This is a genomic window from Pedococcus soli, from assembly GCF_054782575.1.
On record NZ_BAAGSF010000001.1, the window covers coordinates 552295 to 569414 of the forward strand.

General features: G+C 71.2%; 12 protein-coding genes. 2 read left to right on the plus strand and 10 right to left on the minus strand.

The window, feature by feature from the left end:
- Positions 1 to 317: 317 nt before the first annotated feature.
- From ACYVKF_RS02450 to ACYVKF_RS02475, 6 genes are all read right to left on the minus strand, one after another.
- Complete coding sequence (locus ACYVKF_RS02450; protein WP_460964605.1) at positions 318 to 1331, minus strand: pentapeptide repeat-containing protein; 1014 nt, start codon at positions 1329 to 1331, stop codon at positions 318 to 320.
- A gap of 557 nt (positions 1332 to 1888) precedes the next feature.
- The gene (locus ACYVKF_RS02455) at positions 1889 to 2623 is read right to left on the minus strand and encodes a lysophospholipid acyltransferase family protein (RefSeq protein ID WP_460964607.1); all 735 of its coding nucleotides are present in this window, start codon (positions 2621 to 2623) and stop codon (positions 1889 to 1891) included.
- A 7-nt stretch (positions 2624 to 2630) separates the two neighbouring features.
- Complete coding sequence (gene guaA, locus ACYVKF_RS02460) at positions 2631 to 4211, minus strand: glutamine-hydrolyzing GMP synthase (RefSeq protein WP_157581614.1); 1581 nt, start codon at positions 4209 to 4211, stop codon at positions 2631 to 2633.
- A gap of 86 nt (positions 4212 to 4297) precedes the next feature.
- Entirely contained in the window at positions 4298 to 4666 is a 369-nt protein-coding gene (locus ACYVKF_RS02465) for a DUF3817 domain-containing protein (RefSeq protein ID WP_460964609.1), read from the minus strand.
- Complete coding sequence (locus ACYVKF_RS02470) at positions 4638 to 5435, minus strand: SURF1 family protein (RefSeq protein WP_460964611.1); 798 nt, start codon at positions 5433 to 5435, stop codon at positions 4638 to 4640. Before ACYVKF_RS02470 ends, ACYVKF_RS02465 begins: the two co-directional genes overlap by 29 nt.
- A gap of 4 nt (positions 5436 to 5439) precedes the next feature.
- Positions 5440 to 6735, minus strand: a complete 1296-nt coding sequence (locus tag ACYVKF_RS02475) for a beta-propeller fold lactonase family protein (protein WP_460964613.1) — start codon at positions 6733 to 6735, stop codon at positions 5440 to 5442.
- A 108-nt stretch (positions 6736 to 6843) separates the two neighbouring features.
- On the opposite strand from ACYVKF_RS02475, the gene ACYVKF_RS02480 reads away from it, so the two are divergent.
- Positions 6844 to 8598: an ABC transporter ATP-binding protein gene (locus ACYVKF_RS02480; RefSeq protein ID WP_056916638.1), complete on the plus strand. Its 1755-nt coding sequence runs from the start codon at positions 6844 to 6846 to the stop codon at positions 8596 to 8598.
- A gap of 98 nt (positions 8599 to 8696) precedes the next feature.
- Entirely contained in the window at positions 8697 to 10442 is a 1746-nt protein-coding gene (locus ACYVKF_RS02485) for an ABC transporter ATP-binding protein (RefSeq protein ID WP_460964694.1), read from the plus strand.
- Positions 10443 to 10576: 134 nt separating this feature from the next.
- Here ACYVKF_RS02485 and ACYVKF_RS02490 read toward each other — a convergent pair whose 3' ends face one another.
- The 4 genes from ACYVKF_RS02490 to guaB form a co-directional block, all read right to left on the minus strand.
- Positions 10577 to 12295 carry a GMC oxidoreductase gene (locus ACYVKF_RS02490; protein WP_460964616.1) on the minus strand — a complete coding sequence of 573 codons (1719 nt, stop codon included), beginning with the start codon at positions 12293 to 12295 and terminating at the stop codon, positions 10577 to 10579.
- Complete coding sequence (locus ACYVKF_RS02495) at positions 12292 to 13884, minus strand: succinic semialdehyde dehydrogenase (RefSeq protein WP_460964618.1); 1593 nt, start codon at positions 13882 to 13884, stop codon at positions 12292 to 12294. The genes ACYVKF_RS02490 and ACYVKF_RS02495 overlap by 4 nt, the downstream gene beginning before the upstream one ends.
- A 129-nt stretch (positions 13885 to 14013) precedes the next feature.
- Positions 14014 to 15135, minus strand: a complete 1122-nt coding sequence (locus ACYVKF_RS02500; RefSeq protein ID WP_056916635.1) for a GuaB3 family IMP dehydrogenase-related protein — start codon at positions 15133 to 15135, stop codon at positions 14014 to 14016.
- Between the two features lie 270 nt (positions 15136 to 15405).
- On the minus strand, positions 15406 to 16962 hold the full coding sequence (gene guaB, locus ACYVKF_RS02505) for an IMP dehydrogenase (protein ID WP_082580851.1): 1557 nt from the start codon (positions 16960 to 16962) through the stop codon (positions 15406 to 15408).
- Positions 16963 to 17120 lie beyond the last annotated feature (158 nt).

Below are 17120 nucleotides of genomic sequence, written 5' to 3' on the forward strand. Positions count from 1 at the left end.
GATGCAGCCGGCGCCATCGAGACGTTCCGCGATGCCGCCGCAGCTGGCGCACGGCCGTTCTCGGCGTCGACGAGGCCGACTACGACCGGACCGGGCTGAGCAGCTACCCGTGCGGCAGCGACGCCGACGAGAACCTCCCGTCGACTGTCTGGTGGCAGAACCATGAAATCCTGCACCACGGAGCCGAGATCGCACTGCTCCGCGACCTGTACGCGCACCGCGCTCGGTAGCGACGAGCGCGCACCTCGGTCCGGGGCCCACCGCGATCGCTCATCGACAGGTGTAGGCGCCGTCGCCCAGCATGCGGCTGCCAACGGTCAGAACCTCGCCACTCGCATCTGCTCTTCGCTCAAGATCGCTCGACCGATGGCGCAGCGACCGAAGTCCGAGCCACGAAGGTCTGCTGCGTGAAGAAGTGTCGGTGCCGTGCCCAGCCCGGTCGCTCTCAGCCGTTGAGAGTGACCTCCGCGAGCCAGTCCCTCACCCCTTTCCCCGATCCACTCGAGCATCAGCACCTTCATGGCAGGAAACCGCGCGATCTCGCTGATGTTCTCCAAGCCGGCTTGAATATCGAAGCAAGCCTCGCGAAAGATCGAACTCGAAAGGTCCGCCCCAGTGAGGTCGGTGCCGCACCAGTCTGCTCCTCTGGCTTGGACCCGCGTCACTCGCGTCGATCGAAGGTGATCCGTACGGCCAGCTTGGGAAATGAACTGTGAATCGATTTGCGTCCTGGGATATCTGGTGCCTTGGCCCACCCCCTCACGGACGAGCAGCGCCATCTCCCTCCTCGAAAGGAACCGGCCGCTGCAACTCACCACAGCGGACAGGCGCATCGTCGCCCCGCTGAAGTCGGCGCCTCGGATATCGCAGCCGACGATGACGGCGTCATCGAGCGACGACCCAGAGAAGTCCGCAATTCGCGCATTCGTCCCCGTGAACCGGACTCGCCTCATCCTCGCGCCCACGAACAATGCGCCGCGGACGTCGGACTCGGTGAATATGGCACCTTCGAGATTAGCCCTCGTGAAGTCGCAATTGACCAGGCGCTTGAAACTGAAGTCAATCCCTCGAAGGTCCCGCGCGGAGAAGTCACGACCGCCGAGATCGGTCGAAGTCCTGATTTCCTGAAGGGTGTTCTGACTTCTCGCGAAGCCCTCCAATCGTGCGTCGCGTATCGACTCCCCGACAAAGATCGCCAAGGCAACGACCCCACCACTTACAAGTGAGTAGCCTGCGGCCGTCAGTGACTCTGGCGAACTTTCCTTGAAGCGCCAAGCCAGATACATCCCTGCAACGATCGGCCCGACGCCCAGCAGGACGCCCGCCGACACGGACGATATCCAGCGCGAATTTCGGCGAAAGTGATACCTGTGCTTGTGCATTCCGCCCTCCAAGCCGCACTCGGATTCGCCTACCCGCTCATCGCCACCCGAGGCTACTGTTGATGGGCTTGCAGGGCTACGGGACGACCACGCCGACGAGATCAACTGGGTCCTGATGCGGCGTGCGGGACAAACCCTCGCCGGACGGATGTCTGAATCCCACTGAGTTCCACGTCCCCAGGACCAGGTCAGCCTGGCGGCCATGCCTTTCTTAGACGGAACTCATGGCTTTGTGCCGTTCGCGATACTTCGATTGGCTGAGCCAGTCGTCGAAGATCACATGGCTAGTCGGGACGCTGCAGCGGCTGGCGAACGCGTTGGCCCCTCTGGGGCCGGTCGGCAATCACGGCAAGAGAACGTGCCCGCGGACTCGCTCGCATCCGACACCACTGATCAGCAGCCAGACTCCGGGCTCAACCGTGAGTTGCGGTCCGTGTGGTCGCTGCCCTCAGCAGGGTCGCGCGACAGGTGCAGGCAGGCGGCGCGCCGCGGTTCGGGGTTAGCCGTCAGCCCTGGAGGTTGGCGGTCATGGCGGCCTTGACGTCGGAGGCGTAGAGTCCCGACCGTTCCTGCCCCGACAGCTCGCCGATCGCATCCATCGTGGCGTCGGTGACAGCCCTCAGCAGCGCGGCCTTCTGGTACTTCTCGCCCAGCCCGGCCACGTCGATCGGCTCGCCGAAGCGCACGGTCACCTTTCCCGGACGGAACCCGTTCGACCCCGCAGGCTGGACCTTGTCGGTCCCGGTGACAGCGCAGGGAAGGAGCGTCGCACCGGTGCTGAGCGCCATACGGGCGACGCCGGTGCGACCGCGGTGGAGGCGACCGTCGGGCGAGCGGGTGCCCTCGGGGTAGACGCCGAATGCCTCACCTCGGCGCAGGACCTCCTCCGCCAGCGTGAGCGAACCCGCGGCGGCGCGGGGGTCGTTGCGGTCGACCGGGATGGTGCCGGCGGTCGAGTGGAACCAGCGGGCGGCAGCGCCGCGGACGCCGGTCCCCTGGAAGTACTCCGCCTTGCCGAGGAAGTGCACCTGCCGGGCGCAGGCGAGCGGGATGACGATCGAGTCGATGAACGACAGGTGGTTCGAGGCGACGATCAGCGCGCCCTCGCGCGGGACGTTCGAGCGCCCCTCGACCCGCAGTCCGGTGAGCAGCTTGAGCGGCGGCCCGATGAGGATGTGCCGCATGACCCAGCGACTCGCCTTGTCCTCGACCGCCGCCAGCGCGTCGCCCCTCAGCGCCACGACCGGGTCACTCCCACTCGATGGTGCCCGGCGGCTTGCTCGTCACGTCGAGCACGACACGGTTGATCTCACGCACCTCGTTGGTGATCCGCGTCGAGATCTTGGCCAGCACCTCGTAGGGCACCCGCGTCCAGTCGGCCGTCATGGCGTCCTCGGACGAGACCGGGCGCAGGACGACAGGGTGGCCGTACGTCCGGCCGTCGCCCTGCACCCCCACCGAACGCACGTCGCCGAGCAGCACCACCGGGCACTGCCAGATGTCGCGGTCCAGCCCGGCGGCCGACAGCTCGTGGCGGGCGATCGCGTCGGCGGCCCGGAGGATCTCGAGCCGCTCGGCGGTCACCTCGCCCACGATGCGGATGCCGAGGCCGGGGCCCGGGAACGGTTGGCGCCAGACGATCGCCTCGGGCACACCGAGCTCGAGCCCGACCTGGCGGACCTCGTCCTTGAACAGTGACCGCAGCGGCTCGACGAGCTTGAACTGCAGGTCGTCGGGGAGGCCGCCGACGTTGTGGTGCGACTTGATGTTGGCCGCACCGGTGCCGCCACCGGACTCGACGACGTCGGGGTACAGCGTGCCCTGGACGAGGAACTCGACCGGGTGGTCGGAGTCGCCGCGCGAACCGACGACGTCGCGCGCCGCCTGCTCGAACACGCGGATGAACTCGCGCCCGATGATCTTGCGCTTCTCCTCGGGGTCGGACACCCCGGCGAGCGCGGACAGGAACTGCTCGCGAGCGTCCACGACGACGAGGTCCACCCCGGTGGCCGCCACGAACTCCTTCTCGACCTGCTCGGCCTCGCCGGAGCGCAGCAGACCGTGGTCGACGAACACGCACGTGAGCTGGTCGCCGACAGCCTTCTGCACCAGGGCGGCAGCGACGGAGGAGTCGACACCGCCGGAGAGCGCGCAGAGGACCCGCGACTCCCCCACCTTCGAGCGGATCGCGTCGACGAGCTCGTCGACGACGTTCGCCGCGGTCCAGTCGCCCTCGAGCCTGGCGCCGCGGTAGAGGAAGTTCTCGAGCACGCGCTGGCCGAACGTCGAGTGCATGACCTCCGGGTGCCACTGCACGCCATACAGCTGGCGCTCGTCGTCCTCGAACGCGGCGACGGGCGCACCCGCGGTGGCCGCCGTGACCCGCATGCCCGCGGGGGCCTCGGTGACGGAGTCGCCGTGGCTCATCCAGACCGACTGGTCGGCCGGCTGGCCGTTGAACAACGTCGACTCGGAGTCGGAGATCGAGGCAGGTGTCGAGCCGAACTCGCTCAGCCCCGTGTGGGCGACCGTGCCACCCATCGCCTGGGCCATCGCCTGGAAGCCGTAGCACATGCCGAAGACCGGGACCCCGGCCTCGAGCAGGGCCGGGTCGAGCGACGGGGCACCCTCGGCGTAGACCGACGACGGGCCACCGGAGAGCACGATCGCGGCCGGGCCCTTGGCGAGCATCTCGTCGACCGCCATGGTGTGCGGGACGACCTCGCTGTAGATGTTGGCCTCGCGCACGCGCCGCGCGATCAGCTGCGCGTACTGCGCGCCGAAGTCGACGACGAGCACCGGCTTCGCCTGGAGCGGGGTGGAGTCCACCTCCACCCGGTCGCCGTGGGGCGCCTCGACGCGGTCGTCGTCCTGGGCCTGGGTGATGTCGGCGGTGTCGCCGGCGGGGGTTTCACTCACGGGGCAAGGCTACCGGCGAGCGTCGGCTCCACCTCCGCGGCCACCCTGCGCTCGATCACGAACGCGACGAACGGGATGCAGGCACCCAGCACGATGGCGACCATCCGGCCGAACGACCAGCGCAACATCGTCCCCAGGTTCCACACCGTGAACACGAACCCCATGAAGATGAAGCCGTGCACCGGGCTCCACCACGAGAGCACCTCGTTGTCGAAGCCGTACTTGAGGACCATCTCGGCGATGAGCACGAACATGGCCGCACCGGCCGTGAACGCCATCACCTTGAACCACTTCAGGGCACGCTCGGTGCGCGCGGGGTCCTTGGTCCCCTTGACCTCAGTCGCCTTGCTCGTTCGCTCGCTCATGCTGAGCATCATCGCGCACCATCCTGAACCACATGAACGCGGCAAAGCCCGCGAACACCCACCACTGCAGCGCGTATGCCGCGTTGCGCCACTTCAGGCCGCCCGTCACCTCGGGTGGGGGCACCCGTTCGAGGCCTGCCGACGCAGCGATCGCGGTGCCGCTGGCGGCCCGCTCGGTCTGGGCGAAGACGAAGGCGTTGTAGATGTCACCGGGCCAGCGGTTCACGAGGATCGACAGGTCGATCGACCCGAGGACCTCGGTGGCCGTCCCGCCGGAGCCGCCCGAGCCGGTTCCCCCGGTGGCGGCGGCAGGTGTCGGCGCGACGGCTGGCGACTCCCCCGGCGCGAGCGACCCGTCGACCGTGACCTTGCCGGACGGGACGGTGCCGGCAGCCGCGGGGTCGGTGACGAACCCGCGGACCACCGCGAGGCGGGCCCCGGTCTCGGCCACGACGATCGGCGCCACGACCCAGTACCCCTGGACGCCGTCGAGCCGACGCGGCCCCACGAGGAACTGGTCCTTCGCGACATACTCGCCGATCGCGGTCACCGCCCGGTTGGACTGGGGGTTCGGGAAGTCCTGGTGCGGCCGGACGACGGAGTCGATCAGGGCCGGCCGGGCCTCGTGCGCCTTGCGCAGCGCATCCGCGAGGCCCTTGTCCTGGGCGACGTGCAGCTGCCAGAAACCGAGCTGCGTGAACGTCACGAGGACGACGACGAGGAGGGCGAACAGTCCCAGCCAACGGGGCTTGAGGGCGGTTCGCAGCACCTCGTCAGGTTACGGGACGCCTCGAGTCGTCGAAGACGAGGATGCTCCCGCCGTAGCAGGCGACCCACACGGCCTTGCGCGTCGGCTCGTAGGTGATGCCGATCGGGTGGTAGTCCGTCGCGACCTGCCCGAGCAGCGACAGGTCGCTCGTGCGCAGCTTGCTCACCGTCGACGACTCGTAGTTCACGGAGTAGATCGCGGTGCCGTCGGTGGAGATGGTCAGCGAGCGCGGCTGGTCACCCACGCGCCTCGAGGCGAGCACCCGACCCGTCGCGCGGTCCAGCTTGGTCACGGTGCCCGAGCCGTTGTTGGTGACGTAGAGGTACTTGGCATCGGGGCTCAGGACGATGTGGCGAGGACCGTCGCCGGTGGTCGCGAAGCGGGAGACCGCCCTGGTGCGCAGGTCGACCGTGACGATGCGGTCGGAGCCCATCAGCGCGACGTACGCGGTGCGGCTGTCGGGGGCGACGACGATGCCGCGCGGGTACCTGCCACCGAGCGGGATCCGGGCCACCTCCTTGTCCTTCGCGATGTCGATGACGGACAGGTCCCACGTGCACCAGTTGGTGACGAGGACCGTCTTGTCGTCGGGCGTCACGGCGACGTACTTGGGGACCGCGCCCACCTGGACCACCCGGTCGATCGCGAACGTCGTGGTGTCGACCCGGTAGACGGTGCTCGGCGACGTCCCGTCCCCTGCGCGACAGCTGTCGAGGCCCTCGGGGCCGTACCCCGCGCCATACATGGAGTAGTTGGACACCCAGGCGTGCTTGCCGTCCTTGGTGAAGGCGGCCTCGACGGGGGCTCCCTTGGTCGTGCCGGGGTGCCCCTCGATGCCGAACCGCGCCAGGTCGACCGAGTCCTTGACCGTCGCGAGGAGGGCGCCGTCGGCACCGAACGCCGAGATCGAGTGGCGGTACATCATGTTCTGGGCGACGACGACGCCGGCGGGTGAGGCGACCACCGACTTCGGCGTCAGGTCGCCGGTGAGCCGCATGGTGCGGACCAGCGCGGTCTCGGCGGCCGTCCCTCCGACCCCGCCCTGCTTCGCCACCGGGCTCGGCACCGGGGCCGGAACCCTGGGCGTGACCTTCGTGGTGGGGGGAGCCTTCGTGACGACCTTCGCGACCGGGGCGGCTGCGGGCGAGGCCTCGGCGCCGCCGGCGAACAGGCCCGCGAGCTGGCTGACGCCGAACGAGGTCACCGCCAGGAACCCGACTGCGGCCGAGGCCGCCACGATGCGCCGCCGGATGAACTTCGTCTCCAGGCGGGCTCTGCGCGTGGGCCCCGCGGGTGGCACGAGCCCATGGTAGGCAGACCCCACCGACAGCGACCGCAGGCGCACCGGGCCCCGGCGTCGAAAACCAGTGTCGGGCCGTCGGTGCGCACACCTACGGTGGGGACCCTGATGCGCGAGATCCCCTACCCCGATCCCGGCCGTCCCGACACCCGCAGCACGCTGCGGTTCATGCTGTGGATCGGTCGTGAGCAGTGGCGCACCCAGGCGCTCGGCGCGGTGACCGGCATGGTGTGGATGGTCTCCATCGCCCTCATCCCGGCCGCCCTCGGCAAGGGGGTCGACGAGGGCATCGTCCCCGGCGACGTCGACGGCCTCGTGAAGTGGGCCCTGGCCCTCCTCGGCCTCGGCGCCATCGCGGCGTCGACGGCCGCGGCGCGACACTGGTTCGCCGTCCACAACTGGCTCTACGCCTCCTACCGCAGCGCGCAGCTCACCGCCGAGGGCGCCGAGAAGGCCGGCCCGGCGCTCACCCGTGCGATGCCCTCGGGTGAGGTCGTGACCGTGTTCGCCAACGACGTGATGCGCCTCGGTGGTCTGTACGACGCGATGGGCCGGTTCGCCGGTGCGGTCGCGAGCTACGTCGTGGTGGGGACGATCCTGCTCGCCGCCTCGCCCCCGCTCGGACTGCTGGTCCTGGCCGGTGGCCCGATCATGCTCGCCAGCCTGAGCCTCATCGTCCGCCCGCTGCAGCGTCGTCAGGCGCTCCAGCGCGAGGAGGCCGGTCGCCTCACGACGCTCGGCGCCGACACCGTGGCCGGGCTGCGGGTGCTGCGCGGCATCGGCGGCGAGCAGACGTTCCTGCGTCGCTACGAGGCGCAGTCGCAGAAGGTCCGTCACCGCGGCGTGCACGTGGCCGGCATCCAGGCCGCCCTCGACTCCGCCCAGGTCCTGCTGCCCGGCGTGTTCGTCGTGCTCGTCACCTGGCTCGGTGCCCGGATGGCCCTCCAGGGCGAGATCAGTGCCGGGCAGCTCGTGGCGTTCTACGGGTACACCGCCTTCCTCACCATGCCCCTGCAGACGGCGATCGAGATCGTCGACCGCGGCATCCGCGCGCACATCGCCGCGGGCAAGGTGCTGCGGGTGCTGGCGGTCCCGCCGGACCACGACGCGTCCCGCCCAGGCTCCGTCGCGGCGCCGCGCGACGACGACGACCTCGTCGACCCGCTCTCCGGCACGGTCGTCCGTGGTGGCCTCCTGACCGCGATCGTCTCCGCCCGCCCCGAGGACTCCGCGGCCGTCGCCGACCGGCTGGGGCGCCACGGGCCCGGACCGCACCAGACGACGTGGGGTGGCACGAGGCTGGACGACCTGGCGATCGCCGACGTGCGCCGGCGGGTGGTGGTCAGCGAGCCCGATCCCCGCCTGTTCACCGGTGTCCTGCGCGACCAGCTGCTCGGCGCCGCCGCCACGGCCGGGGCCGGTGGCCGCGACCACCTGCCCGACCACGCCGACGCCCGGGTCCTGCGGGCCCTCGAGGCGGCCAGCGGCACCGATGTCCTCGAGGCCCTGCCCGACGGGCTCGACGGCACGGTCGAGGAGCGCGGCCGGTCCTACTCCGGCGGCCAGCGCCAGCGCCTCGCCCTGGCCCGCGCGCTCCTCACCGACGCCCCGGTGCTGGTCCTCGTGGAGCCGACCAGCGCCGTGGACGCCCACACCGAGGCCCGCATCGCGTCCCGGCTCGCCGACCACCGGCGCGGCCGCACGACGGTCGTGACGACGGTGAGCCCGCTGCTGCTCGGGCAGGCCGACGAGGTCGTCCTGCTCGAGGACGGGCTCGTGGCCGCCCGCGGCACCCACCGCGAGCTGTTGGAGCACGCGGCATACCGGCACGTCGTGCTGCGCACCGAGGAGGACGAGACGTGAGCGCCCAGACGCACCCCGACGACGTGCGCACCGACCACACCCGCCGCACGCTGCCCGTCGCCGACTCCCGGGCGGTGTGGGAGCACACCCGCGAGCTGATGGGGAACCACCGCGGCCTGCTGGGCCGCGTCCTGGGCCTGCACGCCCTCGCGGCCCTGGCCGCGCTCGCCGCCCCGTGGCTCGTCGGCCGGCTGGTCGACGAGGTGAGCGGTCGGGGCAGCCTCGGCGCCGTCGACCGGATCGCCGTGGGCCTGGCCGTCGCGGTCGTCGCGCAGACCGGGCTGACCTGGGCGGCGCGCCGGCTGTCGTTCATCCTCGGCGAGACGGTGTTCGCCGAGCTGCGCGAACAGTTCGTCGCCCGCGCGGTCAACCTGCCGCTGTCGACCGTCGAGCGGGCCGGCACCGGCGACCTCGTCGCCCGGACGACCAACGACGTCGAAGCCCTCTCGCACGTGGTGCGGTTCGGGATCCCGTCCCTGTTCGTGGCCACCATGACCGTGGCGATGACCGTCGTCGCAGCGCTGTTCACCTCACCCCTGGCGAGCCTGGCCATCCTCGCCGGCCTGCCCTTCTACTGGTTCTCGACCCGCCGCTACCTCCGGTATGCCGCGAACGGCTACCTGTGGGAGCGCGCCACCTACGCCTCGCTCAACGGCGTCGTCACCGAGAGCGTCGACGGGGCGCGGACCATCGACGCCCTGTCGCTCGCGGGCGTACGTCGGCACCGGTTCCACGAGGCCCTGCGCGAGTGCTACCGCGCCGAGCGGTACACCCTGGGGCTGCGGCTGCGGTGGTTCCCGTCGGTGGTGTTCGGCTACTACGTGCCGACCGCCGCTGCCGTCCTCTGGGGTGGCTGGCTCGCGATGAACGGCCACATCACGGCCGGCGCCGCGACCGCGGTGGCGCTCTACGTGCAGCAGATGGTCGGGCCCCTCGACGAGGTGCTGAGCTGGCTCGACGAGATCCAGGTCGGCGCGACCTCGCTCGCCCGCGTCATCGGCGTCGGGTCCGTCCCGCCGGACCGCACGGCCACCGGTGAGCACCCCGAGGGCTCGGACCTGACCGTCGACGACGTCCGCTACGCCTACCGCCCCGGCCACGACGTGCTGCACGGCGTGAGCCTCGACCTGCGCCCCGGCGAACGCCTGGCCATCGTGGGGCCGTCCGGAGCGGGCAAGTCCACCCTCGGGCGCCTGATGGCCGGCATCGACGGCCCCCGCGAGGGGCGGATCGACGTCGGTGGCGTGCCGCTGGTCGACCTCGAGCTGGGCGAGCTGCGCGGCGAGGTGGCCCTGGTGACCCAGGAGCACCACGTCTTCGTGGGTTCGCTCGGCGACAACCTCCTGCTCGCCCGGCCGCAGGCCACCCGCGAGGAGCTGGCGGACGCCCTGCGCGCGGTCGACGCGTGGGCTTGGGCCTCGGGGCTCCCCGACGGCCTGGACACCGTCGTCGGCAGCGGAGGGCACGCGCTCACCGAGGCGCAGTCGCAGCAGCTCGCCCTCGCCCGGCTCGTCCTCGCCGACCCGCACACCCTCGTCCTCGACGAGGCCACGTCCCTGCTCGACCCGCGCGCCGCCCGCCACCTCGAGCGGTCGCTGGCCGCGGTGGTGCAGGGCCGCACCGTCGTCGCCATCGCCCACCGCCTGCACACGGCCCACGACGCCGACCGCGTCGCCGTCGTCGAGGACGGCCTGGTCAGCGAGATCGGCACCCACGACGAGCTGGTCGCCGCCGACGGCGCGTATGCCGCGTTGTGGGCGTCCTGGCGCGACGAAGCCCCCGCTGGACGAGGCACCGGGGCCGGTGGACGGGGCGACTCGGAGAAATCGGGCGGGAGCGCGTAACCCGGGCGCCCAGCGCTCGTTGACCCTCATGTGTGGCTGGAGATCCCACCCCCGGCTCATCTTGGGCCACACGATCAGAGGCGGCGGTTGCGGGGTGCAGGGACCCACCAACCGCCGCCTCCGAACGTCCGGGGTCAGGCCGCGCCGTACCTCGTCACCGCGGGGTTGGCCGCCTTGACCGGCTCCACCGCGCGGTAGCCCTCGTCCTGGGCGGGCCTCGGGTCCTGCTCACCCTTGTTGGGCCACAGCGACATGGCCCGCTCGGCCTGGGCGGTGATGCTCAGCGACGGGTTCACCCCGAGGTTCGCGGAGATCGCGGAGCCGTCGACGACGTGCAGGTCGGGGTAGTTCCAGACCCGCTGGTAGCCGTCGATGACCCCGCGGTCAGGGCTGGAGCCGATCGTCACGCCGCCGAGGAAGTGCGCGGTCATCGGGATGTTGACCACCTCGCCGATGCTCCCCCCGGCGAAGGCGCGCAGACCGGTCGCCTCGGAGAGCCTGGCGGCCACGGCCTTCATCGCCTCCTGCCCTGCGGGGATGTACGTCGGGTTCGGCTCGCCGTGGCCCTGGCGTGAGGTGAGGCCTCGTCCACCGAGGAGGCTCTTGGTCCCGGTGACGTTCAAGGAGTTGTCGCGGTTCTGCATGATCAGCCCGATGATCGTGCGCTCGCTCCAGCGGTACTGCGACAGGGAGCGCACGAAGACGACCGGGTGCTTCGCCGCCTCGACGAGGAACTGCAGCGGGCGGGGCAGCCGGTCACCGGGGACGAGGATCGTCGCCATCGCGCCCATCAGGTTGGAGCCCGGGCCGTAGCGGCAGTTCTCGACGTGGGTGTCGGCCGTGGGGTGGAACGACGAGGTGATCGCCACACCCTTCGACAGGTTCTCCCCGCGCGGGACCTTCTCGACCATCACCCCGTTGAGCGCCTCGGAGTTGGTGCGGGTGAGGTGCCCGAGCCGCGAGGACAGCCGCGGCAGGGCACCGTTCTGGCGCAGCGTGTGCAGCAGCTTCTGGGTGCCCCAGGTCCCGCCGGCGAACACCACCTGGTCGGCGGTCACGGACCGCCGGTCGCGCCGCAGCCATGCCCCCGTCGCCTCGTGCGACACGGCATACCCGCCGCCCCGGCGCGGGGCCACCCGCACGACGGTGCGCATCGGCTCGATGGTGGCACCGAGCTTCTCCGCCAGCGCGAGGTAGTTCTTGACGAGCGTGTTCTTGGCGCCCACCCGGCAGCCGACCATGCAGTTGCCGCACTGGGTGCAGCCCGTGCGCTCGGGCCCGGCACCGCCGAAGTACGGGTCGGGGACGGTCCGCCCCGGCATGCCGTAGAACACCCCGGTCGGCGTCTTGCGGAAGGTGTCGCCGACGCCCATGTCCTCGGCGGTGCGGCGCATGACGTCCTCGACGATGCCCTCGCACGGGTTCGTGACGACGCCGAGCATCGTCGACGCCGTCGCGTAGTGCTGCTCGAGCTCGGACTGCCAGTCGGTGATGTCGTTCCACTGCGGGTCACGGAAGAACGACTCCGGCGGGACGTAGAGGGTGTTGGCGTAGTTGAGCGAGCCACCGCCGACACCGGCACCAGCCAGGACCATGACGTCCGGGAGACGGTGGATCCGTTGCACCCCAAAGCATTTCAGCTTCGGCGCCCACAGGTAGCTGCGCACGTCCCAGGACGTCCTGGCAAAGTCCTCGTCGCGGAACCGGCGGCCCGACTCGATGACGTGGACGCGGTACCCCTTCTCCACGAGGCGCAGCGCGGTGACCGACCCGCCGAAACCGGAGCCGACCACGATCACGTCGACGTGGCTGCCCGCGGGCAGGCTGGATGAGCTCTCGACCGGGGCGGTCATCGGCGGCCGACCGCCTTCAGGGTGCGCAGGGCCGCGGTCATCACCCGGGCGTACGCCTCCTCGGACAGGCCCAGGGAGGGGGCGATCGGCAGGACGTGCTGCGCTGTGACGTTCTGCGACTCGGTGTACTTGAGGATGCCCTCGGACCCGTGGCGGCGCCCGACACCGGACTGCTTCATCCCGCCCATCGGCGCGGCCACGCTCCCCCACGCGGCGGCATACCCCTCGTTGACGTTGACCGTGCCGACCGCGATGGCCGTCCCGATGCGGCGTCCGCGGGCGACGTCACGGGTCCAGACCGAGGCGTTCAGGCCGTAGTCGGTGTCGTTGGCGAGACGGATCGCCTCGTCGTCGCTGTGCACGCGGTAGATCGCCACGACGGGGCCGAACGTCTCGTCGTCGCGCACGTCCATCGCCGCGGAGACCCCCGCGAGGACGGTCGGCTCGTAGAAGAAGGGCCCCAGGTCGGGCCTGGCCCGGCCACCGGTGAGCACGCGCGCCCCCTTGGCGCGGGCGTCGTCGACGTGCGCGGTCACGCGGGCGAGCTGCGCCGCGGAGACCAGCGAACCCATGTCGGTGCCGAACTCCAGCGCCGGCCCCAGGCTCATCGCCCCCACCGCCTCGACGAACCGGCTCGTGAACTCGTCGGCGACGCTCTCGTGCACGATGAGCCGCTCCACCGAGATGCACAGCTGCCCGGCCGAGGAGAAGCACGCGCGGACCGCCCCTGCGACGGCCTTGTCGAGGTCGGCGTCGTCGGCGACGTACATCGCGTTCTTGCCACCGAGCTCGAGGGAGTACCCGGCGAGGCGTCCCGCCACGGACGTCGCGACGCTGCGCCCGGTCGCCGTCGAACCGGTGAAGCAGACGTAGTCCGCGAGGTCGACGACGGCCTGCCCCACCGTCGGCCCGTCACCGAGCACGACCTGCAGCACCGACTCGGGCAGACCCGCCTCGGTGAGCAGCTGCACCGCCTGCAGCGCCGTGAGCGAGGCCTGGAGGTCGGGGCGAAGGACCACGGCGTTGCCCGCCATGATCGCCGGGATGGCGTCGGTGATGGCCAGGGACAGCGGGTAGTTCCACGGGCTGACGATCCCCACGACCCCCCGCGGGTGGTGGTGCTCGGTCGACTGGGTCAGCACCGGGAAGAGTCCGGCCCGCCGCTTCGGACGCAGGTATGCCGCCGCCGAGCGGCCGTAGTGCCGCGCCACCAGCGCGACGTCGGCGACCTCCTCGAACGCCTGTCCCCGCGTCTTGCCCGACTCGAGCTGGACGACGTCGAGCAGCTCGACCTGCCGGTTGAGGACGAGGTCGTGGTAGCGCAGCATGATCCGCTCGCGGACCTCCATCGGCGTGCGCGACCACGCGCGCTGGGCCGCCCGCGCCGCGTCGACCGCCACGACGACGTCCTCACGAGTGGACAGCGGCAGCGACGCCAGGGGCGCGCCGGTCATCGGGGTGTGGCTCACGTGGTGCTCCGCGCGCGGCGCGGCGACCACCCTCCTGGCCAGCCGTCGGACGAGGGCCGGGTCCACGGCATACGTCGCAGTGGGGTCGGTCTCGGGGTCGGCGATGAGCTCGGGAGCCATAGGGGCAGCGTAGGTGGGCCCCACGGTTATTACCAGTAGTAAGTTAGCGGGATCTCACGGTCCCGTGACGACGACGGCGGCCCTCCCGGAGGTCTCCGGTGGGGCCGCCGTCGTGGCGTCGGGCGGGGCTCAGGTGGCCTGGTAGGGGGCCACGACGACCTCGACGCGCTGGAACTCCTTGAGGTCGGAGTAGCCCGTCGTCGCCATCGCGCGGCGCAGGGCGCCGATGAGGTTCGTCTGGCCGGTGGCGGTGCGGCCGGGGCCGAACAGGATCTGCTCGAGCGGGGCCACGGCGCCCACCTCCACGCGCGACCCGCGCGGCAGCTCCTGGTGGTGCGCCTCGGGACCCCAGTGCAGCCCGCGACCGGGTGCGTCGGTCGCCCGCGCGAGCGCCGCACCGAGCATGACCGCGTCGGCGCCACAGGCCACGGCCTTGACGATGTCACCGCTGTCGCCCATGCCACCGTCGGCGATGACGTGCACGTAGCGGCCGCCGGACTCGTCGAGGTAGTCGCGACGCGCCGCGGCCACGTCGGCGATGGCGCTGGCCATCGGGGCGTGGATGCCCAGGGTGCGCCGCGTGGTGTGCGCCGCTCCCCCACCGAAGCCGACGAGGACCCCGGCGGCACCGGTGCGCATGAGGTGCAGCGCCGCCGTGTACGACGCGGCGCCGCCGACGATGACGGGCACGTCCAGCTCGTAGATGAAGCGCTTGAGGTTGAGCGGCTCGGCACGGCCGGAGACGTGCTCGGCGCTCACCGTGGTGCCACGGATGACGAACAGGTCGACCCCGGCGTCGACGACGTGCTTCCAGAACTGCTGCGTGCGCTGCGGGCTGAGCGCCCCCGCCACGGTCACGCCGGCCGCACGGACCTGCTTGAGCCGTTCGACGATGAGCTCGGGCTGGATCTCGGCCGCGTAGATCTCCTGCATCCGCGCGGTCGCGGTCGCGGGGTCCAGCGTCGCGATCTCGGCGAGCAGCGGCGTCGGGTCGTCGTACCGGGTCCACAGGCCCTCGAGGTCGAGCACCGGCAGGCCGCCGAGGTTGCCGAGCTTGATGGCCGACTCGGGACTCATCACCGAGTCCATCGGAGCGGCGATGACCGGGATGTCGAAGTGGTAGGCATCGATCTGCCAGCCCACCGACACCTCCTCGGGGTCGCGCGTGCGGCGGGACGGGACGACGGCGATGTCGTCGAAGGAGTAGGCCCGACGGCCGCGCTTGCCTCGGCCGATCTCGATCTCAGTCACCGCGCAAGGCTATCGGCCGCGGACGCAGGGGCGAAAAGGGCGATGCCCCGCCGCCGGGTGAGGGGGGTGTCCGGCGACGGGGCATCTGGGATCGTCGGGCACGCGCAAGGCGTCGCCCGACGACGTCAGCACGGGCACAGCCCAGCTGCGACCGTGGGGGATGGGTCGTGGAAGCAGACTAGGAGCGCGGGTCGAGGCAGCGGCTCAGCCGGATGGCGTACCCCCGGCTGGACACCATCCTGGACACCACCAGCCCCACCCGTACCAGGGTCAGCGGCCGCCGTAGTTGGGGGCCTCGACGGTCATCTGGATGTCGTGCGGGTGGCTCTCCTTGAGCCCGGCCGACGTGATCCGGACGAACTTCCCGCGGGACTGCAGCTCGGGGACGGTGTTGGCGCCGACGTAGAACATCGACTGGGCGAGGCCCCCGACGAGCTGGTGGACGACGTTGCCGAGCGGGCCGCGGTACGCCACCTGGCCCTCGATGCCCTCCGGGACGATCTTGTCGTCGCTGGCGACGTCGGCCTGGAAGTACCGGTCCTTGGAGTACGACTTCTTGCCACGGGAGGCCATCGCGCCCAGCGAGCCCATCCCGCGGTAGGACTTGAACTGCTTGCCGTTGACGAAGATCAGGTCGCCGGGTGACTCCTCGCAACCGGCGAGGAGGGAGCCCAGCATCACGGTGTCGGCGCCGGCCACGAGGGCCTTGGCGATGTCGCCGGAGAACTGCAGACCACCGTCACCGATGACCGGCACCCCGGCCCTGCGACAGGCCAGCGACGCGTCGTGGATGGCCGTCACCTGGGGAACGCCCACGCCGGCGACGACGCGGGTGGTGCAGATGGAGCCGGGGCCGACCCCGACCTTGACGCCGTCGGCGCCGGCATCGACGAGGGCCTGCGCCCCGGCCCGGGTCGCGACGTTGCCGCCGATGACCTGGACGTGGCGCGTGGCCGGGTCGGCCTTGAGCCGGCGGATCATGTCGAGCAGGAGCCGTGCGTGGCCGTTCGCCGTGTCGGCGACGAGCACGTCCACCCCGGCCTCGACGAGGGTGGTGGCCCGCTCCCACGCGTCGCCGAAGAAGCCGATGGCGGCACCGACGAGGAGCCGGCCGTGGTCGTCCTTGCTGGCGTGCGGGAACTGCTCGGACTTCACGAAGTCCTTGACCGTGATGAGGCCGGCGAGGCGACCCTGGTCGTCCACCAGCGGCAGCCGCTCGCGCTTGTGCTGGCGCAACAGCGCGGTGGCGTCGTCCCGGGAGATGCCGACCGCGCCGCTGACCAGCGGCATCGGGGTCATCACGTCGCGGACGCGCGTGCCGGCCCACTCCGCCACCGGCGTGAAGCGCAGGTCGCGGTTGGTGATCATGCCGATCAGGGTGTTGTCCGGCTGCACGACCGGCAGGCCGGAGACGCGGTACTCACCGCAGATGCGGTCGAGCTCCTCCAGCGTCGCGTCGGGCCCGATGGTGATGGGGTTGCTGATCATCCCGGTCTGGGTCCGCTTCACGAGGTCGACCTGGTAGGCCTGGTCCTCGATGGAGAGGTTGCGGTGCAGCACGCCGAGGCCGCCCTGCCGGGCCATGGCGATGGCCATCCGCGACTCCGTCACCGTGTCCATCGCCGCCGAGACGAGCGGGATGCGCAGCGAGATCTCGCGGGTGAGCCGCGCGGTCGTGTCCACGTCGGACGGGATGACGTCGGTCTCGCCGGGCAGCAGCAGCACGTCGTCGTAGGTCAGCCCGAGCTTCGCGAAGGGGTCGTGGTCCTCGACGTCGGGGGCCTGCTGGGCGAGTTCGGGGAGGCGGTCGTCAAACCCAAGGCTCATTGCCCAATCGTAAGGCAGCGCTGCGGGTGCGACCGACGCGCCCGTCCGGCGTCCGCGTCGCGGACGGCTCCCGTCCGGCGACGGCTCGGGCCGAACGTGGCCAGCCCTTGAACAAGTCCATACGTTCTGCACAAGTTCCTGCAGGTCAGCGACGAGTA